A 25,916-nucleotide genomic window follows, 5' to 3' on the forward strand; every position below is an offset into this window, starting at 1 on the left:
CGCTGCAAAGGGCGGCGGCTATCATCGGGGCTCAAGGACTGGCAGTGGAGGCCTTCGATGGCGCGAACAGGTGTGGGGCGCAAGTCCGGCAACCCCGACAATCCCGGCAATCCCCCCAAGGTGGCGGACGATCTCGTGCTCGGCCGGCTGGCCTTCGGGCCCGGGCCGCTCCCCGAGCGCCTGCATCTGCGCGACGTGGGCCTGCGGGCGTGGCTGGCCGAGCAGCTCGCCCCGCCCGAGGGCGACGACCCGGACTGCGCCGAGCGCCTCGCCGCCGCCCGCCTGCGCATCCGCTACGACGCGGGCAAGGCACCGGGGCCGGAATTCCCGGCGCTGGACGAGATGCGCCCCCTCGATACGCTCACCGCGCCCATCGCCCAGCTGTGGCCGCTCACCGACTACAAGCGCCCGATGGCCGGCGTCGAACGCTTCCGGCCGCGCTCCGAGGTGGCCGTGGCCTGCCTGATCCGCGCGGTGCACAGCCGCTGGCAGCTGCGCGAGGTGTTGGTGGATTTCTGGCACAACCACTTCAACGTGGACGCCAGCCAGATGGTGCAGGTCAATGTCGCGCTGCCCACCTACGACCGGGACGTGATCCGCCGCCATGCGCTGGGCAACTTTCGGGACTTCCTCGAAGCGGTGGCCGGCAGCACGGCCATGCTGTACTACCTCAACAACCGCTCGTCCCGCGCCGGCGCCGCCAACGAGAACTTCGCCCGGGAGCTCTTCGAGCTTCACAGCCTGGGCCGCGAGCACTACCTCAACGAGTTCTACAACCGCTGGCGCGACGTGCCCGGTGCCCTCAAGGGTCAGCCCAAGGGCTTCATCGACCAGGACGTGTACGAAGCCGCCCGGGCCTTCACCGGCTGGGTGGTGGAGGACGGCAGCGGCCTTGGCGGCGCCGACCGCCTGCCCGCCAGCGGCCACTTCGCCTACGTGGAATCCTGGCACGACAACTACCAGAAGCGCGTGCTGGGCGTCGAGTTCGACCCCTTCCAGCCGGCGCTCGCCGACGGCCGCAAGGTGCTCGATCTGATCGCCGACCACCCGGCCACCGCCCGCCACCTGAGCGGCAAGCTGTGCCGCCGGCTGGTGGGCGATGGCGTCTCGCCGCGGCTGCTGTCTGCCGCCGCCGACCTGTGGTGGCGCGCCCGCCGCCAGCCGGACCAGATCGCCCGGGTGGTGGAGCTCATCGCCCTGTCGCCGGATTTTGCCCGCAGCAGCGGCGCGCGGCTGCGGCGTCCGCTGGCGCTGGCGGCGGCCTTCGTGCGCGGAACGGGGATGCCCTTCACCGCCACCGAGGGGCTGGTCGCCGGCCTCGCCAACGCCGGCCAGCGCCTGTTCGGCTGGGCGCCGCCCACCGGGCATCCGGAAGAGGCGGCCTACTGGATCAGCGCCAACGGCATGCGCCAGCGCTGGCAGTTGGTGCAGGGGCTGATGGAGAACCGCTGGGGCAACGGCACGGTGCAGCCGGCCGACATGCTCGAGGCGCCGGCCAGCAGCGCCGGGCAGGCGGCGGACGCCATCGCCACCCGCCTGCTGGGGGCGGGCAACGCAGCGGTGGGCCGCGCCGTCCTCGCCGGGCTGGCGGTGGACCCGGCCCGCGCGCTGGATGCCGCCAAACCCGCAGATGCCAACCTGCTGCGGCGCGTGATTGCCTTTACGGCGATGAGCGCCGAGTTCCAGACCTGCTGACGAAAGGCCCGCCATGACGACCCGCCGAGACTTTCTCAAGGCCTGCGCCGCCGCCGGGGCCTTCGCGCCCCTCGCCGGCCTGGGCCGCCTCGCCTTTGCCGCCGAGGGCGCCCCGACGCCGCTGCTGGTGGTGGTCTTCCAGCGCGGCGGCTGCGACGGCCTCAACCTCGTCGCCCCCGTCAACGACAAGCCCTACATCGACGCCCGCACGCCCGACCTGCGCGTGCTCGACAGCGGCGAGCGGCCCGGGCTGGCGCTCGCCAACGGCCTCGGCAGCGGGCTGGATTTCCGCCTGCACCCCGAGGCCAGGCCGCTCTTCGAGCTGTATGAAGCCGGCCGGCTGGCGGTGCTCCACGCCTGCGGGCTGATGAACGGCACCCGCAGCCACTTCGAGGCCCAGGACCTGATCGAGCGCGGGGTGGTGAATATCGCCGACTACGCCCGCAGCGACAGCGGCTGGCTGACCCGCTACCTCGCCACCCTCGGCGAGCGGGGCGGCGACGACCGGCGCATCGCGGCGATGTCGGCCAACGCCGGCATGTCGGCCTCGCTGCTGCGTTACGACGACGCGCTGGCGCTGCCCGATCTCTCCGGCGGCGTGCCGCTGGCCGGGGGCAAGGACGCCGCCGCGGTGCTCGCCCGGCTCTACCCGTCCGGCGCCACCGACCCGGTGCGCCAGGCCGGCGCCCGGGTGCTGGCCCGCACCGCGCTGGTGGACGCGCGCCTGCCCCGCCAGCCCGACGGCCGCCTGACGCCCTACGCGCCACCCGGCGCCAACTACGAGAACAACGGCTTCACCCAGGGCCTACAGGCCATCGCGCGCCTCGCGCGGATGGACGTGGGCCTGCGGGTGGCGTGCATCGACCACGCCAGCTGGGACACCCACGACGCCCAGCCGGGCCGCTTCAATGGGCTGGTGGGCCAGCTCACCCGCGGGCTGGCGGCCTTCCACCGGGACATGGCGGCCGCCGGGCTGCCGGTGCGGGTGGTGGTGGTGACCGAGTTCGGCCGGCGCCTGCGCGCCAACCGCAGCCAGGGCACCGACCACGGCCACGGCTCGGCAATGCTGGTGCTGGGCGACGGGGTGCGCGGCGGACGGATGTTCGGCGACTGGCCGGGGCTGGAGACGCCGCGCCTCGATCAGGGCGTCGATCTGGCGGTGACCACCGACCACCGCCACGTGCTGGCCGAGCTGCTGGCCCTGCCGGAGCGTGACCGGGCGGCGGTCTTCCCCGGCCTCGCGGCGCGGGCGCCGCTGGGGCTCACCGCCTAGAAGTACAGCTGCCAGCCCAGCGCGATGCGGCGCGCCTGCGGCGTGTCGGCGGGCAGTTCGGCGCGGGTCCATTCGTACTCGGCCACCAGGTTGCTGCGCGGGCCGAGGCTGTGGCGCAGCAGGGCGCGGGCCTGGCTGCGTTCCAGGCGCCTGTCGTTGAACCACTGGTGGCTGGCTTCGAGCTGCACGCGGGTGGCCGGGGCCACATCCCACAGCAGGCCCGCCAGCGGGCCGGTGCCGATGGCCCAGCGCTTTTCGAGCCGGCCCTGGGTGAGGATCTGGTTCTCGAGGAAGACGTAGGCCATCAGGTTCCGCCACTCCCACGCGGCGCCGGGGCCGCCGGCTACCGTCGGGCTAGGGGCGAGCGGGTAGCCGAGGCTGCGCTCCCAGCCGAAGCGCACTTTCCACGACAGGGGCTGGGTCCATTCCCGGCGCGGGGCGACGGAGACGATATCCACCGGCAGAAAACGGTCCAGGCGCCAGCCGTGGCCTTCGCGCTGGCTGGCGGCGATGTCGAAGAAGCGGATCTGGGCGCCGCGGCTGTAGCCGGTCTCTGGATCGAGCAGGTCGTGGTAGGCCGGGCGCAGGCCCAGGAACAGCGCCGGTGCGCCGGCGGCGCGGCCGGCCGAGAGCCCGAAGCGGCCGGAGGCGTGGCCGGTTTCGGGGCGCGGTGGCACCGGCACGCTGCCGGTGTCGATGGCGGGCAGCCGGCTGCGGGTGGTCTGGATGGCCTTCAGGCGGGCGAGGGCGTCGTCCTGGTCGAGCTTGCCAGCGTGGCCGCGGAAGGACACCAGCCGGTCGGCGAATTCGAGCTGTTCGATGGCCAGCGGCGCGGTGCCCAGGCTCGCGGGCGTCTGCCTGCCGTCGGCCACCGCGATGGCGGCGGCCATGGCGTCGGGCGGCAGCCGGCTGGCCCGGTGGGCGAGCTCGGTGCCGCCAGCGGGGCGGAAGGTGATGTCGGTGACCAGGCCCGGCACATCCACCACGCCCTTGACGGTATCCACCGGGATGGCGGTGAGGGGAAAGCGCTGGGACACCCGCAGGCCCGGCCGGGCCACGTCGAGCAGGCGCAGGATCATGTACGAGCAGTTCTCGTCGAAGAACCAGTAGTCGAAGCGCGTGGCGCCGATCTCCCAGGCGTGGCGGAGCAGCTGGCGGGTCTCGTCGGGCGTCAGGTTGAGCCGGTATTCCCACACGTCGCGGCTTTCCATGTCGCTGTATTCGCGCACCTTCACGTAGTAGGGCGAGCTGGACAGGGTGCCGGGGTAGAAGCCGAAGAGGCCCTTCATGGCGAAGGTGAAGCCGTCGGTGGCGTCGGCCTTGGCGGCGTAGTTGATGGTGTAGGCCAGCAGCCGGGTGGCGTCGGTCTGGCCCTCTGCGTCGATGCGCAGCAGGGTGTGGCCGAACATCGAGGCCGGGCTGTTCACGTAGGCCGACGGAAACACCAGGGTGGCGCCGGCCGGGCGGATCTCGGAGGCCCAGGCGGCCAGCCGCGGGCAGGGCTGGTCCGGGGTGGCCTGGGCGAGCTCGGGCAGGCGCGACTTGAGCCAGTGGAAGCGGGCCGGGAAGCGGCACTGGGGGTGCTCGTCGGGGGCGTTGGGGCGGGCCGGCTCGACGAGCCGGGCGAGGGTCGCGTCGAGTTCGGCGGCGGCGTTGGTGGCGCCGTCGGGGGCGTTGAAGAAGCTGGCGTCGTCAGCCAGGCTGCGCAGGCGGCCGGTGACCGGGGCGGGCTCGTACTGCAGCAGGTCGGCCCAGGCGGGGTCGTCGGCGAGGTGGGCTGTGCGGGCGGCGGCCCGCAGGTCGTCGATGGGCGCGGCCCAGGCGGGCAACGCGGCAAGAGCGAGGGCGGCGCCGAGGGCGGGCAGGGTCTTCATCGGGGGCGGGCAGACATGAAAAAGCCCTGTGCGGGCACAGGGCTTGAAGCGCGGCGGGTGGGCATCGCCAGCCCGCCGGAGAGGGGTTACACCGCGTCGGCGTACTTGGCCAGGCGGGCGTCGGACTGCAGCGCGGCCTTGAGCTGGGTGGCGATGCTGTCGGCGGAGTCGACCGAGGCGAAGATGTCGGCGTGGCGGGCCTTGGCGAGGCTGACGAAGGCGGCCTTGTCCTGGGCGTCGATCTTCAGCAGGGCGGCCAGCGCGTCCAGGGTTTCGCCCTGGCCGGAGGCGGCGTCGCGGGCCAGCTGGGCCTTGTTGCCGTCGATGAACATGGCGGTCTTCCAGGCGGAGGTCACGACGCCATCCTGGGAGCAGCCCAGGGTGCCGGAGGTGATGCCGAAAGTCTGGTTGCCGAAGGTGCCGTTGGTGGTGACGGCAAGCACTTGCGGGGCGATGCCCTTCTGACCTTCGAACACTTTGGAGCCCAGGCCGCAGGAGCCGACGTTGTTGGCGGCGGCAAAGGCGGAGGCGGGGAGGAGCACAGCCAGCGAAATCAGCAGTTTCTTCATAGTCGTTACCCTCTTGGTGCGTTGTTGGAAGTTTGTTCGTGCTGCCAGGTGATGCCGGAGGGATGGTAATGCATTCCGGCCGGTGCGGTTGTCGCTCGCTGCAACTGTTGTATTTGCGCACATCGGCGCGCTTGCTCCTTGCGCTGCAGGCCTGAGGGGCGGGGTCAGAACAGGTCGATCTCGCCGGCGCTCACCGCGGTCTGGCTGACCGCCTCGAAGCGGATCTCGGCCGACGAGCGGCAGGATTCGGCGAGAAGCTGGTGGAGGGTGCTCACCCGGCGCTGGATGCGCGCGAGGCCGTCCTTCTCGTCCATGTCCCGGTGGGCGTCGAAGAAGCCCTGGGTGTAGCGGCTCATGAAGGCGGTGTGCTGCTGCAGCTTGCCGAGCACCTGGCTCACGATGTCCTCGAACTGCATCGACAGGATGCCCTGCATCACCAGCCGGTGGATCGATTCGGACACCTCGTTGATGCGCTGCGCCTGGACGGCGGTGCGGGCGTTGAGTTCGCTCATCTCGGCCCACATGGCGTTCACGTTGTCTTCCGACGACCGGGCCTTGCTGAGGTCGGTGGAGGCGGACACATCCACCGCCACGCCCACGTCGTCGATGGCCACGTGGATCTCGCGCAGCAGGGCTTCGATCTGGTCGCTGAACAGCTCGGTGCGCTGGGCGAGCTTGCGCACCTCGTCGGCCACCACCGCAAAGCCGCGGCCTGCCTCGCCGGCGCGGGCGGCCTCAATGGCGGCGTTGAGGGCCAGCAGCTCGGTCTGGCTGTTGATCTGGTTCACCTCGGTCATCAGGCGGGTGACCCCATCCACCTTCTCGCGCATCGCCATGAAGCGGGCCGAGATGTCGGCGCCGCTGGCCTGGAGCGCGCCCACCGTCACCACGAACGCCCGCAGCGCTTCGCGGGTTTCCTCGGCAAAGCGCTGCAGCCCGCTGTGCTGCCGGGCCTGGTCTTCGTTGGCGGCGAGGGCCACCAGCTCGTCGGCCTGCTGGCGCAGCTGTTCCCGGTGGTCGTTGCCGCCCATGGCCCGGGCTGCGCTGGCCACCACCTCGTTCATCTGGGCGAGGGATTCGCCGAGCCGGGCGTAGTGGGCTTCGCTCTCGGCGGCGATCCGGTCGCACAGGGTGTCGTAATCCAGCACCCCGGAGTCGATGCGCTCCCGCTGCCGGCGGGCGTTCTCGCGGGCCCTGGCGCGGGCCTGGTGGCTGATGAGGGTGGCGCCCAGCAGCGCCGCGATCACCCCGCAGCCCAGGGCGTAGTGCAGCCACGCCGGGGCGCCGGTGTAGTGGGCCGCGATGCCGGCCAGGGCCAGCACGATGCCGGAGAGGGTGGCGATGTCATCGGCACGGATGGAGGGGGATGTGGACATGGCGGATCGCGTGGGTGCGTTTGACGATCCTTCGGGTATCGACCCTGCCCGGGCCGACTTGATCACCCGATTGTTAATTCCGGATAAATCTGCAGCCGCCCGCCATCCGGGGATGGATCAGCCGATCACCTTGCCCGGATTCATCAGCCCCAGCGGGTCGAGCGCCGCCTTGAGGCTGGCCATCACCGCCACGCCCTCGCCATGTTCGGCGAGCAGAAAATCCTTCTTGCCGATCCCGATCCCGTGCTCGCCAGTGCAGGTGCCGTCAAGCGCCAGCGCCCGCTCGACGATGCGTCGGCCGAGGGCCTCGGCAGCGTGCACCTGATCCGGGTTGTCCGGCTCGGTGAGGATCACCACATGGAAGTTGCCGTCGCCCACGTGGCCGACGATGGGGGCGATCAGCCCGGTGGCGGCGATCTCCTCCTGGGTGCCGGCGATGGCCTCGGCAAGGCGCGAGATGGGCACGCACACGTCGGTCGAAATCCCACGGCTGCCCGGCTGCAGGTTGAGGCAGGCGAACAGCACGTCGTGGCGGGCCTGCCACAGGCGGGAGCGATCCTCGGGGCGGGTGGCCCATTCAAAATCCTGGCCGCCGTTGTCGCGGGCGAGCTCCTGCACTGTTTGCGCTTGCTCCTCCACGCCGGTGGGCGAGCCGTGGAACTCGAAGAACAGCATCGGCGATTCCCGCAGGGTGGTCTTGCTGTAGCGATTGACCGCCTGCACCGTGAGGGTGTCGAGCAGCTCGATGCGCGCCACCGGCACGCCTAGCTGGATGGTCTGGATCACCGTCTGTACCGCGCTCGCCACATCCGGGAAGGAGCACGTGGCGCTGGAGATCGCCTCCGGCAGCGGATGCAGGCGCACCGTGAGCTCGGTGATGATGCCCAGGGTGCCCTCCGAACCCACGAACAGCCGGGTCAGGTCATACCCCGCCGACGACTTGCGGGCCCGCCCGCCGGTGCGGATCACCCGGCCATCGGCCAGCACCACCTCCAGCCCCAGCACGTTCTCGCGCATGGTGCCGTAGCGCACGGCGTTGGTGCCGCTGGCGCGGGTCGAGGCCATGCCGCCGAGCGAAGCATCCGCGCCCGGGTCGATGGGGAAGAACAGCCCGGTGCCATGCAGCGCCGCGTTGAGCGTCTTGCGGGTCACGCCCGGCTGCACCACCGCGTCCATGTCCTCATCGTGGATCGTGACGATCTGGTTCATCTCCGACAGGTCGATGCTGATCCCGCCGTTGGTCGCCAGGATGTGCCCCTCCAGCGAGCTGCCCACGCCAAACGGGATCACCGGCACCCGGTGCGCGTGGCACAGCTTGACCACCTCCACCACCTCGGCGGTGGAATGCGGCCACACCACCCCATCGGGCAGCGCATCCGGAAAGTGCGATTCATCGTGCCCGTGGTGGGCACGCACCGCCTCGGCAGTGGAAAAACGCTTGCCGAAGCGCTCGGCAAGGGCTTGGGTAAAGGCGTCGGGCAAGGGCATGGCAGGCGTGGGAAATTGGGATTGGGAAGTGGGCGAGAGGGTAGCGCGGTTTGGCGCGGATCACTACCCGGGAAAGCCCCGCTCCCCACGACCCTGTAGGTCGGACTTCAGTCCGACACCCAACCCCGCCGCCCCGCCCCCGGAGGCCGGGCAATCGACCAACATTTCGCGCCATCCGGATCGCACGAAATGTCGGACTGAAGTCCGACCTACAGGGCCGTGGGCAACGGGAGGGTGGCGCTCACCCCATCGAGGGTCCCGCTCACCCTCGATTGCCTAATCTTTAGGCAATCGACCCTCCCGATTACCCTCTGTTGCCTAAATTTTAGGCAATGCCGCCTAATCCTTAGGCAATGCTGCCTAAAATTTAGGCGACGTCGCCTAAAAATGAGGCGACCGAGGGTGCCGGTTACCCTCGGTTGCCTAAAAATCAGGCAGCGTCGCCTAAAAATTGGGCAGCGGAGGGTGGCAATTACCCCCCGTCGATGAAAAACCACCCCCCACCCCCTCAAACCCCGGGCCGGGCTCAGGCCGCGCTATCGGCCTTGGCCGGTGCGGTGCGGCGCACGTTGGAACGCATGGTCTCCTGCAGGGGCGTCACGTTGTCGGCCTTGCCGAAGGCCTTGAGCAGCCGGTAGCCGTCGTAGCTCGCCGAGAGGATGTCGCTGCCCAGGGCCACCTGGGTATCGGCGCACTTGGCCGCCAGCGCCTGCAGGCGGATCAGCCGCGGGCGCAGCGCATCGAAAGCGGTCAGATCGCGCTTCAGTTCGCCCAGATCAAAGCCCGGCGGCAGCGCCTGCTTGTTCTGATCGAGGATCGCCACCGTCTGCCGGCAGAAGGTCTCGCTCTTGTCCCCGATCTTGGTCAGCTGCCGCACCTCGTCCGGCGTGAGCGACACAAAAACGTCCATCAAGCCCTCGATGGCATCCAGCGCTGCATCGAACTTGGGCAGGTTATCGGTGAGATCGAGGGAGACGAGGTTTTGAGTCATGGTGGTGCTCCTGAGATTGATTGATGTTGTGTGAAAGTACCGTGGTGCGTTGTTTACGCGATTTCAATAATACATGATGGTAGGCGATATGGATTTGCAGGGTGGGGCGGTTTCGTGCCCAGGCTCTGCCCCCGCCCTTGCGGCGATCCACGAGCCATCCCCCTTGTGATGGCGATGGCTTATGCTTTGCACTCATTGAAAGGGCTGGGGAAAAGCATGGCCAAGCGCTGCAAGGTGTTCATCTCGTATGCGCACAAGGATGAACTGCGAGGGGATTCGAAAGTGGAGCCTGGCGCGGGTTATCCAAGCGTCTTCCTCTCGCGTCTCCAAGCGGCCATTGAAGGCCATGAAGAACTGCTCACTGAGGATGAGATCTTCTTCGACGCCGCCAGGCTGGATGCAGAGGCTGCCTGGTCCGGTGCAATCGGCGAGGCGCTGAGCCAGTGCTGGCTACTGATATTCCTGGTCAGCGCTGATTCGATCAAATCAACCTTCTGCAGGCCCAAGGAACTGGCTCCGGTCTTGTTGCGGCGGGTGCCCGTCATTACTGTGCTGCTGCAACCCTCGACCGACTGGCACCTCGCAAAGGTGCGCGATCCGAGTACAGGGGCGGAGTTGGGCAAACTTGGCGACTTTCACTCGGGGGGGCTACCCAAAGAAAGAGTGAACATGAAGCCCGTCAGCGCGTGGGCAAGCGAGGATGCAGCGTGGGACGATGTCTGCAAGCGAATTCTGACCTTCATGCAAGGCGACAACTTCAGAGAGCCAGGGGGTGTTCAGTCGGCGCCAGTGCAAGCGGAAGTCGGCACAGTTGCCACCGCCGATGTAGCGTCAGCGAACAACACTGCAGACGCCACCCGACATGCGCAGTTGTTGCGCCAGCATCTCCACAAAGCATGGCGGTCTCTCGAAAGGCACCCTGAATTCGTCGAAGACCCGCTCTTTTCCGGTCTTGCCAGGCCACTCACGATTGAGGCCGTCATGGCGCGTGCTGTGGACTTGCCCGGCAGCACGGCTAATCTCGTCAAAGTCGGCAATGCGCTGGGGAGAGTCTGGAACAAACCGGAAAGTAGTGCAGCGTGCGATGCCTTCCTGCGAATGCTGCCCGTTGTCGTAGACCGCTTCATCCAGAACAAGAGAGGAACTGCGCGGCTGGCTGATCATGAGCCGATCTGGGTTCGGGATGCCTTGACCGCCGCCACAATTGCGGCGGAACAGCAGAACTTCGGGCTTGCGCTCAAAAGTGGTAAGCGTGAGCCCGAGAGCGTTTTTGCAGCGACACCGCCAGCCGTTGAACTGGGCATGCCCGGAGAGTTCGGGCCAAGCTTGGTAAATCGTGAGGCGATGCGGGCAATCAAGCGACGCCGCATCGGTACGCGCGGAAAGATCGACCATGACACAGTCAAGGCTACGGTTGACGCGATGCGTGATGCGTTCGATGTCGCGGTGCGAGTGGATGCGGTGGGCGATTACGAAGACCCCATGCGACGGCAACAGCTTTGCGAATACCTGAAGACCTGCGGGATTCACACCTTCTTTCTTGCTGCGGAGGAGCAGGAGCTTCCGCCGGAAGAGTGGGCCGATTTTCCAATCGGTAGCCTGGAAGAGGCATTCCAGAGCGCGTTTCCCGTCGAAATCGAACCTCAGAGTGTCTCGCCTAGTACGGCGTTGCCGTGGTCCGAGAGTCGGCAGTGCTTGAGACGTCTGATGACGGAAACTTGCAGACGTCCGGACCTTGCCGCTCAGCGCAGCCACCTGCTGGATGCCATCCAGACAATTCAGGAGCGAATTGCTGCCGAACCGGAGGCCGCCGATGCGCCCACTGTAAGGCGATGTCTTGGCGAAATTGAGAAGGGTTTCCAGGGCCTGCCCACGCAAGACCCACTACGCGAGACACTAAACTTAATTCGGGATGGCCTCAAAGCGGCGTGGCCCGATTTGCTGAAATTGATGTCCTGAGGACGCCCCCATGCCCCCCCCAAAATCCCCTTTTGCCAGCTTGAAGGCCGGAACAATCACCAAGTTGGATGAGACGGTCGAGTACGCTCAATCCTGGCACCAGTGGTCCCAGCCGGAAATTGACGCGTTGACCCTCGCCTATGCGGCTGGCCGGCCGTTGCTGGTGCGCGGCGAGCCTGGCACCGGCAAAACCCAGTTGGCCCGTGCCGCAGCCCAGGTTCTTGGTTGGAAGCTGCATGCCGAAACTATCCACCCCCGGTTCGAGCCCCACGAACTGCGCTTCCGCTTCGACGCCGTGAAACGACTGGCGGATGCGCAGGCTGGCGACAAAGGGGCTGACGCTTTGGACGACCATCGATACTGGCGCCCGGGTGTGCTCTGGAAGGCCTATGGCTGGGATTCGGCAATAGAGTTTCTGCCTGTGGTGGAACGAATCGCCGAACCTAAGGGCCACGTTGTCCTCATCGACGAGATCGACAAGGCCGACAGTGATTTGCCCAACAGCCTGCTGGAGGTATTGGCCCAACGGAGTTTTCATGTGGAGCCGGTGGCTGAACCCATCGGTGGCCCCAAGGTGAAACCACCCTTGATCGTCATCACCACCAACGAAGAACGGGATTTGCCTGCCGCCTTTCTGCGCCGCTGCATCGTGCTTTCTCTGGCGCCGGATGGCGAATACGCAGGCTGGCTGGTGGCGCGGGGCAAGGCCCACTTTGGCGCCTTGGAGAAAGTGGCTGGGCGAGAACTCGCGCTGATGGACGACGACGTGCTGTGGGAGGCTGCCGCGCAACTGGTGAAAGACCGGGACGCCGTGGCAGGGCTCAATCTCTCCAAGCCCGGCCTCGCCGAGTATCTGGATCTGCTCTATGCGCTGCATGCCCTCTTCGAGGACGAAGCAGACGCGGGTAAACGCGCCACCGCCCAGCGCAAATGGCTTGTCCGTTTGTCGGCCTATGGATACCTGAAGCACTCGGTCGACGACCCGAAGAACGCCGCCAATCAGTCGACCAACGCTGCTGAACGCGGCAAGACGGCTGACCAGGAGCCGCGCTGAATGGGCAACCTCCGGATCAGCGGACGTGCCGATCTGCTCCGGGCGCTGGCCGATACCTGCGGACGCGATCCCGATGCAGTTTCCGGTGATGAACTGGCACGCTTTGCGTCGCTGCTAGACTGGCGCGCCCTGCCCGCTGAGGGAGGGGGTGGGGTAGAGGCGCTGATTGGGGCCGAGGCGGGGGGCGAGGAATCCGGCGACCAACCCGGCGATGAGGGCGAAGATCACATCATTGCCGATCCGCCGCCCCGACCAGAGCCCGGGCGGCGCCCTCCCCTGCAGGCCCGATTCTTTGTCGTGCTGGAATCCCGCGAGCTTCCGATGAAGGAGGCGCGCGCGACGTCCAGGCAGCTTGAGCCCCTTACCGCAGCCGATTGCGGACCATTGAATACGAGTGAACCGCCGCCAATCCAGCCACTCGTCCCGCGTGCACGCTTGTGGCCGGCCCTGCGTCGCTCTCTAAGTCAGACCCGGGCTGGCCGTGTCGACGTGCCCAAGCTGGTGCGCCGCCTGTCCCGGGCCGAGAGCATCCGGCGCCTGCCGCGCACAAGCCGCTGTGGCACCGGCGGAGAGATCTGGATCGTTTTCGACATTGCCCAGCGCCTGATTCCGTATGAGCACGATCTTGTAGGCGTTGTGGATGAGGTCCGGCGCCTGCATGGGGCGGCCAACGTGCGCCTGTGGCTGGTTTCGGAGGTGCCCGATGCGGTGCTGTCAATGCAGTGCGGCCGGGCAGAGCCCGAGGCCGTGGCTGGGCACATTCCCGCTCCACCTGCGGGCATACCGATGCTGATTCTGGGCGACCTGGGTTTGCTGTCTCGCGAAAATGCCGTTGGCGCTCAGTGGATTGCGTTCTGCCGTCGGATGTCAGTCGCTGGCGCTCATCCGGTGGCCTGGGTGCCTGCCTCGCCGCAACTGGTGACACGCGAAACTGCCCGCTACGCCCGCGTGCATTGCCTGGGCGCCGGTGACCTCCGGCACGTCAAACCCAACCGCTGCGCCGCCCAAGCCCAATGGCCCGACGAAGCCTTGCACCGCCTGCTTGTCCGCATTGCCTGCTGCGTGCGTGTCGAGCCCGCGCTGCTGCGCAGTCTGCGCCTCCTGTCGCTCGAAACTGCCGCCGAGCCGGGGTTGGAGGCGCTGGTGTGGGCGCATCCATCGGACGTTCGGGCGGGTTATCGCTTCTGCGAAATCACTACCCCTGCGCTGACCAGCTATCGTGCGGCTTTCGCAGCCTTGGGGGCTACCACTGGCGGCAGGGCCGAGCAGGATGAAGTCTTGCGGCGGATGCTGGCTTGGCATGCCTATCGGGGGCGGTCCACTGGCGCGATGGAGTCGCTGATCTGGCGTACCCATGCAGCCCGCTTGCCGGATGAATTCAAGCTGGCAGTGGAAGGCGCCGGGGAATGGATGAGCCGCGCCGGTCTTGTTGCCGATGGGGTGGCGGGCGATGTGGCGGGCTACGCGAGAGATCTGCTCGCGCGCCAGGGCGGGGATTCTCGGCTGATGGAGGTTCAGTCCGAATATTTTGCGCCTCTCTGGGCGCGCAGTGGCCAGGAAACCATCCCCGCCGGCCTGGCCTCGGCCGATGTGGCTGCCGCCCGGTGGCCGGTGGCGCTGGAGCTGGACGAACGTGATTACGTGCTCGTCCAGCAGGGCGACAGGCTGTTTCTGGAGCCGCGGGAATTGCGCCAGAAACAGGAACTCGACGGCTGGGCATCCATGCCCTGGCCGGTGGTGACGATCAACGGGGGCTTTGAGTGGTCGCGGAGCGACGGGGCGATCCGTCGGTGGTTTGTCCCGGGTCTGAAACCGCTTGAACTGCCCCTGGGAGATGGGCCCGAAGGCTGCACCTTCTCATTGGCGTCGGGTGGACGGCAGTGGGATTTTGGTTCCGTCACGCGACCTTCATGGGCCATCGAATGGGGGCAGGGCGCCAATGGAGTTTATGCCTTGGCACCATCGCCAGTGGGGCCGCCAAGGCCGCTGTATTGGGATCCACCGTCCCTGTTATTTTTTGACCGCTTCCATACCAAGGGGCGTGGTTTCAGCGCCGAAACAATACCTATCGCGCCGGGCGTCAGGATGTGGGCCGATCTGGAGTTCGGGTTGGTGCTCGACGTTCATTTCGGCAGCGCCCTTCAGCGTTTCCGCTGGATCGAGCCCGGCGAGTTTTCGATGGGTTCGCCTAAAGGCGAGGCGGTGCGCTTCGACGGCGAAGGCCCGCGTCACTTGGTTCGTCTGACGGAAGGCTTTTGGCTTGCGGAGACGGCGTGCAGCCAGTCGGTGTGGTCGTTGGTGATGGGGAGGAACCCGAGCAACTTCACGGACGACCCGCAGAACCCGGTGGAGCGGGTGAGCTGGCATGCCGTCCAGGATTTTCTGCGTGAAGTAGAAAAGCGGCTGCCTGGGGTGAAGGCGGATTTACCGACGGAAGCGGAGTGGGAATACGCGTGCCGTGCGGGCAGTGAGACGGCATTCAGCTGGGGCGACGGGATTACGCCTGAGCAAGCCAACTACCAACCCACGATCAGCTACGCCAACGGCCCAACGGGCGAGTGGCGGGAAAAGACGGTACCGGTCAAAAGCTACGCCCCGAACGCGTGGGGCCTGTACCAGATGCACGGCAACGTATGGGAATGGTGCGCGGACGGCGAGCGACGATACGACCGCGCGCCGCACGCGGACCCGCGGGGCCCGGAGGGCAGCGCCCCGCGCGCCGTGCGCGGCGGTTCGTGGTTCGACTACCCGTACAGACTGCGTGCTGCCTCCCGCGACTACAGGCACCGCGTCGGGGACTACGACGACCAGGGCTTCCGCTTCTCCCTGAGGTCCACAAGCAGCGAGGAGCGCCCGCCGGATGCGTCGGTGGCCCCGGAGGGTTTATTGGCGCCGCTTGATGCACACGAACTGTCCAGATTCTTTGATGAGAAGCAAAGGGCGGGCAATGGCAGTGTGGGTGTTCAGTCTGGTGAGCCATCAAGGTCATCGAATGTAGACAGAGGCCGCATGCTTGAACGTATGTCGAGAATGCTTGTAGTTGGTAAGGGTCCTGTGCCGTGGTCAGCGCTCCGCGAAACGATACCTGTGGCGAAGAAGCCAAAGCCGAAGCGCGGAGGCAAGAGGTGACCAAAGTTTCTATTCAGAATCACGCCCCCGACCTCACCTGGCGCCCCGAGCCCCAGCGCTGGCCGGTGGTTTTTCCGCCGGTGTGCGCCAGCGCGTGGGGGGATGACCGTTTCGGATTGTGGATCGATGTGGTGCTCGGCGGGCCGGTGCAGCGTTTCCGCTGGATTGAGCCAGGTGAGTTTTGGATGGGATCACTGGAGGGCGAGGTCGGTCGTTTTGACAATGAAGGCCTGCAGCACCAGGTTCACCTGGCCGACGGCTGCTGGTTGGCGGAGACAGCCTGCAACCAGGCGATATGGCGGGCGGTGATGGGAAACAACCCTAGCAGGTTTAAGAGTGACCCGGAGAACCCTGTGGAGCGGGTCAGCTGGGATGAGGTACAGGGTTTTCTGCGGGAAGTGGAAAAGAGCCTGCCGGGGGTAAAGGCTGATTTGCCGACGGAAGCAGAATGGGAGTATGCGTGTCGCGCGGGGAGCAAGAATGCGTTTAGTTGGGGTAGTTGCATTGCTCCCAATCAAGCCAATTACGACGCCACAGTCAGCTACGCCAAAGGTCCGACGAGCGCCTACCTTGAGAAAACGGTGCCGGTCAAGAGCTATTCCCCGAATGCTTGGGGCCTTTACCAAATGCACGGCAACGTGTGGGAGTGGTGCGCGGACGGCCTGCGGGATTATGACGGTGCGCCGCAGATCGACCCGCGTGGCCCAGTGGGTGCAGAGGCCGACGCTGCGCGTGCCGTGCGTGCCGTGCGCGGAGGGTCATGGTTCAATGACCCTCACGGGCTGCGTGCTGCCTACCGCAACCGAAGGCGCCGTGACGAGCGCGTCGACTCTCAGGGCTTTCGCTTCTTACTGGTGCCTAGACGCAATCTAGTGCGCCCGCCGGAGGCGGTGGTCACGCGGGACGCGTGACCGGGGGTTTGGCCCCGGAGGGGCCCGTGGCCCGCTCCGGGACGGGGCGGGCCACGACGCTGCGGATCTGCAGGTCGGACTTCAGTCCGACACCCTGCGATCCAGATGGCACGAAATGTCGGACTGAAGTCCGACCTACAGGTTGAGCCCCATTCCCCATTCCCCAATCCCCCCGTAAACTCCGCCCGTTCAACCCACGGAGCCTTCTCCCATGTCCAAGACGATCATCGCCACGCCCAACGCCCCTGCCGCCATCGGCACCTACTCCCAGGCCGTGAAGGCCGGTGACACCGTTTATATGTCGGGCCAGATCGGGCTCGATCCGGCTTCCATGCAGATGGTCGAGGGCTTCGAGGCCCAGACGGTGCGCGTGTTCGAGAACCTCAAGGCGGTGGCCGAGGCGGCCGGCGGTTCGCTGGGCGATGCGGTCAAGCTCAACATCTACCTCACCGATCTGGCCAACTTTGCCAAGGTGAATGAGGTGATGGCGCGCTACTTTGCCGAGCCCTTCCCGGCCCGCGCGGCGGTGGGCGTGAAGGAACTGCCCCGCGGCGCGCTGGTCGAGGCCGACGCCGTCCTCGTGCTCGGCTGATCTTGCCCGACACCGCCGCGCCCGTTGCCACCGCCGCGCCGCCCAAAAAGGCGGCGGTGCGCGGCTGGCCGGGCGTGGGGCCGCAGCTGGCCGAGCGCCTGGCCAAGCTCGACATCTTTGCCCCGGCCGATCTGATCCTCCATCTGCCGCTGCGCTACGAGGACGAGACCCGCCTTACGATGCTGGCGGACCTGCGCCCCGGCGTGCCGGCCCAGTGCGAGGTGGAGGTGATCTCCTGCGACGTGAGCCCGCCGCCCCGGCGCCAGCTGCTGGCCCGGGCGTCGGACGCCAGCGGCGAGGTGACGCTGCGATTCGTCCACTTCTACCCCAACCAGCAGAAGCAACTTGCGGCCGGCAGCCGGCTGCGCATCTTTGGCGAGCTGCGCGACGGCTTCTTCGGCGCCGAGATGATCCACCCGCGGGTCAAGCCGGTGGCCGCGGGCGAGCCGCTGCCCGACAGCCTCACCCCGATCTACCCGACCACCGCGGGCCTCGCCCAGTCGGCGCTGCGCAAGATCATCGGCGGCGCGCTGCGCCACAACCCGCTTGTCGACGATCTGCCCGAACCCCTGCGCCGCCGCCTCAACCTGCCCACGCTGCCCGATGCGCTGCGTACGCTCCACGCGCCGCCGCCGTCGATGGCGATCGTGGACATCGAGGACCGCGGCCACCCCGCGTGGCAGCGCGTGAAGCTGGACGAACTGCTGGCCCAGCAGATTTCGCTCCGCCGGGCCTACGCCGCCCGCCGCGCCAAGAACGCCCCCAGCCTGCCGCGCCACGACACGCTCACCCGCAGCCTGCTGGAGCAGTTGCCCTTTGCCCTCACCGGCGCCCAGGGCCGCGCCTTTGCCGAGATCGCCGCCGATCTGGCCTCGGACCACCCCATGCAGCGCCTGCTGCAGGGCGACGTGGGCTCCGGCAAGACCTGTGTGGCGGCCCTGGCGATGCTGCTGGCCGCCGAAAACGGCCGCCAGGCGGTGCTGATGGCGCCCACCGAGATCCTCGCCGAGCAGCACTACCGCAAGCTGGCCGACTGGCTCGCGCCCATCGGGCTGGAGGTGGCGTGGCTCTCGGGCAGCCGCAAAAAGAAGGAGCGCGAGGCGACCATGGCGCGCCTTGCCGCCGGCGAGATCCTGCTGGCGGTGGGCACCCACGCGCTGATCGAAGACCCGGTGGCCCTGCCGCTCTTGGCCCTGGCGGTGGTGGATGAGCAGCACCGCTTCGGCGTGCGCCAGCGCCTGGCCCTGCGCGAGAAGGGCCAGGCCGGCGAGTCGCCCCACATGCTGATGATGTCCGCCACGCCCATCCCGCGCACGCTGGCGATGAGCTACTACGCCGATCTGGATGTCTCGGTGCTCGACGAGCTGCCGCCGGGCCGTACGCCCATCGTCACCAAGCTGGTGTCGGAGCAGCGCCGCGACGAGGTGATCCGCCGCGTCCACGACGCCTGCGTGGCCGGCCGGCAGGCCTACTGGGTGTGCCCGCTGATCGAAGAATCCGAAGCCCTGCAGCTGAAGACCGCCCAGGAGAGCTTCGAGATGCTCACCGCGGCGCTGCCCGATCTTAAAGTGGGGCTGGTGCACGGCCGGCTCAAGAACGACGAGAAATCCGCCACCATGGCCGCCTTCAGCGCCAACGAGGTGCAGGTGCTGGTGGCCACCACGGTGATCGAGGTGGGCGTGGATGTGCCCAACGCCAGCCTGATGGTGATCGAGCACGCCGAGCGCTTCGGCCTCGCCCAGCTCCACCAGCTGCGCGGCCGGGTGGGGCGCGGCGTGCATGAATCGGTGTGCATTCTGTTGTACGCCCAGCCCCTGTCCCAGGCCGGGCGTGAGCGCCTGAAGGCGATCTTCGAGCACACCGACGGCTTCATCATCGCACGGGAAGACCTGCGCATCCGCGGCCCCGGCGAGTTCATCGGCGCCCGCCAGAGCGGCGTGCCGCTGCTGCGCTACGCCGACCTGGAAGAAGACGCGGTGCTCGTCGACATCGCCCGCGATCTGGCCGAAACCCTGCTGCGCGACGCGCCCCGGGTGGCCGATGCAGTCACCGCCCGCTGGTTCGGCGGAAGGGCCTCGCTGCTGAAGGCCTGATCCGGTCCCTGTAGGTCGGACTTCAGTCCGACAACATCGGGTTGGGCAGGTGGGCTTGTCGGACTAAAGTCCGACCTACAGTGAGATCAATAATCGGCAGGCTGGGATGCAAACGCCGGTCCGCCCCTGGCCCGGAATCGCCCCGCGGTGGAGAAGCGCCACGCCCGGCGGCGCCCGCACCTGTAGGTCGGACTTCAGTCCGACAGCGTCGGGTTGGGCAGGTGGGGTTGTCGGACTAAAGTCAGACCTACACTCCGCCGTGCTCCCCTGGTCCGCCATAAGCCGTACAATTGCGCGGCCCGCTGGCGGGCGTTTTTCGTTTTTCCGCACACCGATGACCCTCGCCCATTTCCCGGGCCGCGATCCCTTCCGCATGGCTGCCTGGCAGGCGCCGCGGCAGATGCGCGGCTGGCTGACCGACGACAGTTCCCTCACCGCCCGCATCCGCGCCCGCTGCGGCAGCTTTTCGCTGCAGGTGGTGAGCCAGGGCAAGGGCCGCGTGCTGCCGGACGAGCTCGCCGCCCTCGGCCTGCATCGCCATGCCAGCCTGTGGCAGCGCGAGGTGCTGCTGATCGCCGACGGGGAGCCGGTGGTGTTCGCCCGCTCGCTGGTGGCCGACACGATCATTCCCGCCGACTGGCACCTGCTGCGCGGGCTGGGCGGGCGGCCGCTGGCGGCGGTGCTGTTCGACGACCCGCGGGTGGCCCGCTCGCCGCTGGAGGCAGCCCGCCTCGACACCCGCGATTCCCGCTGGCACCACGCCGCCCGTGCTACCGGCAACGCCGATCTGCCGGCCCTGTGGGCGCGCCGCTCGGCTTTCCGGCGCAACGGCGCGCCGCTGCTCATCACCGAAATCTTCCTGCCCGCGATCCGGAGCCTGGCCCCATGAACCCGACCATGCCAACCCTCACCCTGCGCGAGCGCCTCGCCGAATACGAAAAGCTGATGCGCCTCGACAAGCCCATCGGCATCCTGCTGCTGCTGTGGCCCACCCTGTGGGCCTTGTGGGTGGCCGGCGAGGGCAGGCCAGCGCTGCTGGTGGTGGCGATCTTCGTGGTGGGCACGGTGCTGATGCGCTCCGCCGGCTGCGTGATCAACGACTACGCCGACAAGGATTTCGACGGCCACGTGGAGCGCACCCGCAACCGCCCGCTGGCCGCCAAGCGCGTGACGCCGAAGGAGGCCCTGTGGCTCGCGGCCGGGCTGGCGGTGGTGTCCTTCCTGCTGGTGCTGCCCCTCAACCTGCTCACCATCCTGATGAGCGTGCCGGCGGTGTTCCTGGCGGGCAGTTACCCCTTCACCAAGCGCTTCCTGGCGATTCCCCAGGCCTACCTGGGCATCGCCTTCGGTTTCGGCATTCCGATGGCCTTTGCCGCGCTGCAGGGCGAGATTCCGGCTGTAGCGTGGGCGATGCTGGTGGCCAACGTGTTCTGGGCGGTGGGCTACGACACCGAGTACGCGATGGTGGATCGCCCGGACGACCTGAAGATCGGCATCAAGACCTCGGCGATCACCTTTGGCCGCTTCGACGTGGCGGCGGTGATGCTGTGCTACGTGGCCACCCTGGCGATCCTCGGCTGGGTCGGGTTTGTCACCGGTGCCGGGCTGGCCTTTGTGGCCGGGCTGGTGGTGGCGGCGGGCATCATGGGCTACCACTACACCCTGATCCGCGAGCGCGACCGGGCGAAGTGCTTCAAGGCCTTTCTGCACAACAACTGGGTGGGCGCGGCGATCTTCGCCGGCTGGGCGGTGGATTACCTGCTGCGCGGCTGATCAGCGCCGCTGGGGGCGCGAGCCCCGCAGAAGCGGGGTGAGCATGTCCATGGTGCGCTCGGTGGCGCCCCGGTGGGATTGGGCAAAGTCGCGCCCGGCCTGGCCCATGGCGGCGCGGCGGGGCGGGTTGGCGAGGATCTCGATGGCTTCCTCGACGGCGTCTTCGATGTCGTCGGCGCGCACCGCGGCGCCCACCTCGATGGCCTGCTCGCACACCACCTTGAAGTTGAAGGTGTGGGGCCCGACGATCACCGGGCAGCCCACGGTGCTCGCCTCGATGGGGTTCTGCCCGCCGAGCTTCTCCCACGAGCCGCCGATGATCGCCACGTCGGCTGCCGCGCAGTAGGCGTACATCTCGCCCATCGAATCGCCCAGCCACACGCGGGTGTCGGCCATCACCGGGACATCCTTGGAGCGTTTCTGCATCTGCAGGCCGGCGCGCTTGACCAGCTTGGCGACCTCGTCGAAACGCTGTGGGTGGCGCGGCACCAGCACCAGCAGCACCTCGGGCGGGCACAGCCGGGCGAAGGCTTCGAGCAGCGGGCCTTCCTCGCCCTCGCGGGTGCTGGCGGCCAGCAGCACCCGGCGCTGGGGCCCGAAGCGGTTGCGGAACACCGCGCCCAGGGCCAGCATCGGCGCCGGCGGGGCGATATCGAACTTGATGTTGCCGGTGACCATCACGTAGCGGGCGCCCAGGTTGCTCATGCGCTGGCCGTCGGCTTCGGTTTGGGCGCCGATGGCCGACAGGTGCGCGAATGCCTTGCGCGCCAGCGCCCCGGCCCGCGCGTAGCCCTTGGCCGAACGGGCCGACAGCCGCGCGTTGACCATCGCCAGCGGGGTGCCGGTCTGGCGGCAGGCTTCCACCAGGTTGGGCCACAGCTCGGTTTCCATCAGGATGCCGAGGCGGGGATGGAAATGCCGCAGGAAGGCCGCCACCGCCCACGGGAAGTCATAGGGCAGATACACGCTCTGCACCCGCGGCGCGAGGCTGCCATAGAGCTCGGCGGCGGTGGCCCGGCCGGTGGGCGTCATGTGGGTGAGCAGCACCGAGTGATCCGGGTGCGCATCGAGCAGCGCATGCAGCAGCGGCGCGCAGGCCCGGGTCTCGCCCACCGATACTGCGTGCAGCCAGATCACCGGGCCCGGCGGCAGGCCGGTGTAGCGGCCCAGGCGTTCGCCCACGTGCTGCAGGTATTCCGGCTGCTTGCGCGCGCGCCACAGCAGCCGCAGGCCCACGAAGGGCGCGGCGGCATACCAGACGGCGGTGTAAAGGCTGCGATGGATCAAGGGGATGAGTGTCGATGCGATGGCCTCAAAGTATACCGGGCGTTGCAGATGCCACGGCACAAGTTGTGTCTTGGATTTACGCTGTCATGTGCCCGTGCGAAAATGCCGGGCTGACGGTTTCGCCCGGAAGGCGCGCCCGCCCTACAACCTGCATCGTCCCTCACGAACATGAAAATTCTCGTTACCGGCGCTGCCGGCTTTATCGGCTCGCATACCAGTCTGCTCCTGCTGGCGCGCGGCGACACCGTCGTCGGCCTCGACAACCTCAACGATTACTACGACGTCCAGCTCAAGCTGGATCGCCTCGCCCGCCTCACGCCCCACGAAAACTTCCGTTTCGTGAAGCTCGACGTGGCCGACCGCGAAGGCATGGAAAAGCTCTTCGCCGAAGAGAAGTTCGACAAGGTCATCCACCTGGCCGCCCAGGCCGGCGTGCGCTACTCGCTGGTCAATCCCCACGCCTACATCGAGAGCAACATCTCGGGCTTCATGAACATCCTCGAGGGCTGCCGCCACAACAAGGTGCAGCATCTCGTCTATGCCTCCAGCTCCAGCGTGTATGGCGGCAACACCAAGATGCCGTTCGCCGAGTGCGACAGCGTCGACCACCCGGTGAGCATGTACGCCGCCACCAAGAAGGCCAACGAGCTGATGGCGCACACCTACAGCCACCTGTTCGGTCTGCCTACCACCGGCCTGCGCTTCTTCACCGTGTATGGCCCGTGGGGTCGTCCGGACATGGCCCTGTTCCTCTTCACCAAGGCCATCCTCGAAGGCCGCCCCATCGACGTGTTCAACCACGGCAAGATGAAGCGCGACTTCACCTACGTGGATGACATCGTCCAGGGCGTCATCAAGACCCTCGACCACACCGCCGAGCCGGACGCCACCTACAACGCGGACGCGCCGAACCCCAGCACCAGCAACGCGCCCTTCCGCGTGTTCAACATCGGCAACAACAACCCGGTCGAGCTGATGAGCTTCATCGAAGCCATCGAGAACGCCGTGGGCAAGAAGGCCGAGAAGAACTTCATGCCGCTGCAGGATGGCGACGTGCCCGCCACCTACGCCAACACCGACGCCCTCAACGCCTGGACGGGCTTCGTGCCGGCCACCCCGGTGCCGGTGGGCATCGGCCGCTTCGTCGAGTGGTACCGGAGTTACTACAAGGTTTGATGTCTGTCGCGCTGGGCGGCGTCCTGCCGCCCGCCAATCCTGAAGTCGGGCGCTGATGGAGCGCCTGACCGTCAGCCTCGTGCTGTACCGGCCCGACGCCGCGCAGCTCAAGGCAACCCTGGATTCGCTGGTCACGGCGAGCCGGGCGGCCGATGTCGTCCCCGATCTCTTCCTCATCGACAACGGCGGCAGCGACGCCGTGCTCGCCGGCCTGCAACTGCCCGACGACTGGCAGGTTCACGTGTTCTCCGGCCACGGCAACGTGGGCTTCGGCTGCGGGCACAACCTCAGCCTCGATGGCGCCGGCGACGTCCACCTGATTCTCAATCCCGATCTCGAACTGGCCCCCGACGCCCTCGTCGAGGCCCGGGCCTTCTTCCGCGCACACCCCGAATGCGGCCTGATCGCCCCGGCGGTGCGCTGGGAGGATGGCCGCGTGCAATACCTGTGCAAGCGCGTGCCGACGGTGTTCGACCTGTTCCTGCGCGGCTTTGCGCCCGGCTGGCTGCGCCGCCGCTTTGCCGCGCGCATGGCCCGCTATGAGATGCAGGACGTGATCGGTGACGCCGTGGTGTGGGATCCGCCGCTGGTGAGCGGCGCCTTCATGTGCTTCCGCACCGACGTGCTGCGCCGGCTCGGCGGTTTCGATTCGCGCTTCTTTCTTTACTTCGAAGACTACGACCTCAGCCTGCGCGCCGCCCGTGAAACGCGGATCGCATATGTGCCGACGGTGAAAGTCGTGCATCATGGCGGCCACGCGGCAAAGAAGGGCTTGCATCACATCCGCCTCTTCATGCACGGTGCCGCGCTGTTCTTCCGATTGCACGGCTGGAAATGGTTCTGAAGACTCCCCTTGAAACCCGTCGCGCGTGGCTGCGCGGCGGGGTTTGCGCTGCCCTTGCGGCTGCGTTCTGCGGCCCGGCCCGGGTGCTGGCGGTCGCCGGTGTCGCGGCGCCGCCGCTGCTCCTGGCCGAAGTGCTGCGGGGCGATGTGGATGTCACCCGCTACTGGGTCAGCGAAAAACTCGATGGCGTGCGCGCCGTCTGGGATGGCCGCGTCCTGCGGTTCCGCAGCGGGCGCGTGGTGAATGCGCCGGCGTGGTTCGTCGCCGGCCTGCCGCCGGAGCCGCTGGACGGTGAGCTGTGGCTCGGTCGCGGGCGTTTCGAGGATCTGTCCGGCATCGTCCGCCGCCGCGAGCCCCGCGACGACGACTGGCGCCCGGTGCGATTCATGGTCTTCGAGCAGCCCGGCGGTGAGGGTTCCTTCACCGAACGCATCGCCCGTCTGCAGGCCATCGTGGCCCGGGCCGGCGTGCCGTGGCTGGCGGTGGTCGAGCAGTTCCGCGTCGCCGATCGGCCGGCGCTCCAGGCAAAGCTCGACGAAGTCGTCGCCGGTGGCGGCGAAGGGCTGATGCTCCACCTGGCCGACGCGCCTTATCTTACCGGCCGCAGCGACGTGCTCCTCAAGCTCAAGCCGCTCCTCGACGCCGAAGCCACGGTGATCGCCCATCTGCCGGGCCGCGGGCGGCTCGACGGCCTGATGGGCGCGCTGCTGGTGGAAACCGACAAGGGCGTGCGCTTCCAGCTCGGCACCGGCTTTACCGACGCAGAGCGGCGCAATCCGCCGCCCGTCGGCAGTCTCGTCACCTTCGTCTATCGCGACCTGACCCAGGACGGCGTGCCGCGCTTCGCCAGCTACCTGCGGCGGCGCGAGGTGTTCTGAACGCCATGGGCATCCTCGTTACCGGCGGAAACGGCTTCATCGGCAGGCGTCTCGTGGCCGCCTTGCGGGCGGACGGCCTGCGCGTGCGGGTGCTCACCCGGCGCGAGCCGGCCGGCCCCGACGAGATCCGCGGTGACCTGTGCCAGCCGGCCAGCCTCGCCGCGGCCTGCGCCGGCATCGACACGGTATTCCACTGCGCCGGCCACGCCCACGCCTTTGGTGCCCGCAGCGAGGCCGACGCGGCGCGGCACCGGCTCGTCAATCTGGAAGGCAGCCGGGTGCTGGCCGAAGCCGCCGGCCGGGCTGGCGTGCGGCGGCTGGTGTTCCTCTCGAGCGTCAAGGCGATGGGCGATCCTGGCGACGACTGCATCGACGAAGCCTGGCCCGTTCCGCCCGCGTCGGCCTACGGCCTCGCCAAGCGCGAGGCCGAGGCCGTGCTGCTGGCCACCGGCGAGCGTTTCGGGATGCATGTGGTGTGCCTGCGCCTCGCGATGGTCTATGGCGCCGGCGGGCGGGGTAACCTGGAGCGGATGGCCGCGCTGGTGCGGCGCGGGTGGTTTCCGCCGCTGCCCGAAACCGGTAACCGCCGCTCGATGGTCCATGTGGTCGACGTGGTGGCGGCGATGCGACGGGTGGCGGGCGACCCGCGTGCAGCTGGGCGCAGCTACATCGTCGCCCACCCCAAAACTCATTCCGGGCGACAGCTTTACGACGCGCTGCGGGCCGCCAGCGGCATGCCTCCGGTTGGCTGGGCGGTGCCCCGGGGCGTGCTCGCCGCGGCGGCGCGGCTGGGCGATCTGGGCGCGGCCGTCCTCGGGCGGCGCATGCCGCTCGATAGCGAGGCGCTGGATCGGCTGCTCGGCTCGGCCTGTTATTCGCCGGCCCGCATCGAGCGGGAGCTGGGCTGGCGCGCCAGCGTGGATCTGGCCGATGGCCTGCGGGAGACGCTCGATG

20 protein-coding genes are annotated in these 25,916 nt (G+C 68.0%); 14 read left to right on the forward strand and 6 right to left on the reverse strand.

What is annotated here, in order from left to right; genetic code table 11:
* Positions 1–57: 57 nt before the first annotated feature.
* The gene (locus Q0672_RS09170; protein WP_298621696.1) at positions 58–1,695 is read left to right on the forward strand and encodes a DUF1800 domain-containing protein; all 1,638 of its coding nucleotides are present in this window, start codon (positions 58–60) and stop codon (positions 1,693–1,695) included.
* Between the two features lie 13 nt (positions 1,696–1,708).
* Complete coding sequence (locus Q0672_RS09175; RefSeq protein WP_298621697.1) at positions 1,709–2,968, forward strand: DUF1501 domain-containing protein; 1,260 nt, start codon at positions 1,709–1,711, stop codon at positions 2,966–2,968.
* Here the strand turns inward: Q0672_RS09175 and Q0672_RS09180 are convergent.
* From Q0672_RS09180 to Q0672_RS09200, 5 genes are all read right to left on the reverse strand, one after another.
* Positions 2,965–4,842 carry a DUF4105 domain-containing protein gene (locus tag Q0672_RS09180; RefSeq protein ID WP_298621698.1) on the reverse strand — a complete coding sequence of 626 codons (1,878 nt, stop codon included), beginning with the start codon at positions 4,840–4,842 and terminating at the stop codon, positions 2,965–2,967. The two genes, Q0672_RS09175 and Q0672_RS09180, sit on opposite strands and share 4 nt — an antisense overlap.
* A gap of 86 nt (positions 4,843–4,928) precedes the next feature.
* Positions 4,929–5,411 carry a DUF3015 family protein gene (locus Q0672_RS09185; RefSeq protein ID WP_153163375.1) on the reverse strand — a complete coding sequence of 161 codons (483 nt, stop codon included), beginning with the start codon at positions 5,409–5,411 and terminating at the stop codon, positions 4,929–4,931.
* A 164-nt stretch (positions 5,412–5,575) separates the two neighbouring features.
* Positions 5,576–6,787 (reverse strand): methyl-accepting chemotaxis protein, encoded by a 1,212-nt coding sequence (locus Q0672_RS09190; protein WP_298621699.1) that lies wholly within the window; start codon positions 6,785–6,787, stop codon positions 5,576–5,578.
* 117 nt (positions 6,788–6,904) lie between these two features.
* A complete protein-coding gene (locus Q0672_RS09195; RefSeq protein ID WP_298621700.1) occupies positions 6,905–8,275 on the reverse strand; it encodes an FAD-linked oxidase C-terminal domain-containing protein in 1,371 nt (456 codons plus the stop codon).
* Between the two features lie 526 nt (positions 8,276–8,801).
* Complete coding sequence (locus Q0672_RS09200) at positions 8,802–9,266, reverse strand: hypothetical protein (RefSeq protein WP_298621701.1); 465 nt, start codon at positions 9,264–9,266, stop codon at positions 8,802–8,804.
* A gap of 216 nt (positions 9,267–9,482) precedes the next feature.
* Here Q0672_RS09200 and Q0672_RS09205 point away from each other — a divergent pair, with 216 nt between their 5' ends.
* The 8 genes from Q0672_RS09205 (at position 9,483) to ubiA (ending at position 20,777) form a co-directional block, all read left to right on the forward strand.
* Positions 9,483–11,225 carry a hypothetical protein gene (locus Q0672_RS09205; protein ID WP_298621702.1) on the forward strand — a complete coding sequence of 581 codons (1,743 nt, stop codon included), beginning with the start codon at positions 9,483–9,485 and terminating at the stop codon, positions 11,223–11,225.
* Positions 11,226–11,235: 10 nt separating this feature from the next.
* Complete coding sequence (locus Q0672_RS09210; protein WP_298621703.1) at positions 11,236–12,279, forward strand: MoxR family ATPase; 1,044 nt, start codon at positions 11,236–11,238, stop codon at positions 12,277–12,279.
* Positions 12,280–15,408 carry a formylglycine-generating enzyme family protein gene (locus Q0672_RS09215; RefSeq protein WP_298621704.1) on the forward strand — a complete coding sequence of 1,043 codons (3,129 nt, stop codon included), beginning with the start codon at positions 12,280–12,282 and terminating at the stop codon, positions 15,406–15,408.
* A complete protein-coding gene (locus tag Q0672_RS09220) occupies positions 15,405–16,319 on the forward strand; it encodes a formylglycine-generating enzyme family protein (RefSeq protein WP_298621705.1) in 915 nt (304 codons plus the stop codon). The genes Q0672_RS09215 and Q0672_RS09220 overlap by 4 nt, the downstream gene beginning before the upstream one ends.
* Positions 16,320–16,530: 211 nt before the next feature.
* The gene (locus Q0672_RS09225; protein ID WP_298621706.1) at positions 16,531–16,911 is read left to right on the forward strand and encodes a RidA family protein; all 381 of its coding nucleotides are present in this window, start codon (positions 16,531–16,533) and stop codon (positions 16,909–16,911) included.
* A gap of 2 nt (positions 16,912–16,913) precedes the next feature.
* Entirely contained in the window at positions 16,914–19,004 is a 2,091-nt protein-coding gene (recG, locus tag Q0672_RS09230; RefSeq protein WP_298621707.1) for an ATP-dependent DNA helicase RecG, read from the forward strand.
* 334 nt (positions 19,005–19,338) lie between these two features.
* Complete coding sequence (locus tag Q0672_RS09235) at positions 19,339–19,893, forward strand: chorismate lyase (RefSeq protein WP_298621708.1); 555 nt, start codon at positions 19,339–19,341, stop codon at positions 19,891–19,893.
* Positions 19,890–20,777, forward strand: coding sequence for a 4-hydroxybenzoate octaprenyltransferase (gene ubiA / locus Q0672_RS09240; protein ID WP_298621709.1), 888 nt, complete (start codon positions 19,890–19,892; stop codon positions 20,775–20,777). The genes Q0672_RS09235 and ubiA overlap by 4 nt, the downstream gene beginning before the upstream one ends.
* Here the strand turns inward: ubiA and waaA are convergent, their stop codons facing one another.
* The gene (gene waaA, locus Q0672_RS09245) at positions 20,778–22,064 is read right to left on the reverse strand and encodes a lipid IV(A) 3-deoxy-D-manno-octulosonic acid transferase (RefSeq protein ID WP_298621710.1); all 1,287 of its coding nucleotides are present in this window, start codon (positions 22,062–22,064) and stop codon (positions 20,778–20,780) included.
* 168 nt (positions 22,065–22,232) lie between these two features.
* Here waaA and Q0672_RS09250 point away from each other — a divergent pair, with 168 nt between their 5' ends.
* The 4 genes from Q0672_RS09250 to Q0672_RS09265 form a co-directional block, all read left to right on the forward strand.
* Positions 22,233–23,240, forward strand: coding sequence for an NAD-dependent epimerase (locus Q0672_RS09250; RefSeq protein WP_284189656.1), 1,008 nt, complete (start codon positions 22,233–22,235; stop codon positions 23,238–23,240).
* A 55-nt stretch (positions 23,241–23,295) separates the two neighbouring features.
* A complete protein-coding gene (locus Q0672_RS09255; protein ID WP_153163068.1) occupies positions 23,296–24,084 on the forward strand; it encodes a glycosyltransferase in 789 nt (262 codons plus the stop codon).
* Positions 24,075–24,962: a DNA ligase gene (locus Q0672_RS09260; RefSeq protein WP_298621711.1), complete on the forward strand. Its 888-nt coding sequence runs from the start codon at positions 24,075–24,077 to the stop codon at positions 24,960–24,962. Before Q0672_RS09255 ends, Q0672_RS09260 begins: the two co-directional genes overlap by 10 nt.
* Before the next feature lie 5 nt (positions 24,963–24,967).
* The coding region (locus tag Q0672_RS09265) for an NAD-dependent epimerase/dehydratase family protein (RefSeq protein WP_298621712.1) at positions 24,968–25,916 on the forward strand (949 nt) is incomplete at its 3' end.

Origin of the sequence: uncultured Zoogloea sp. (assembly GCF_937894855.1) — a bacterium.
Taxonomy (GTDB): domain Bacteria; phylum Pseudomonadota; class Gammaproteobacteria; order Burkholderiales; family Rhodocyclaceae; genus Zoogloea; species Zoogloea oryzae.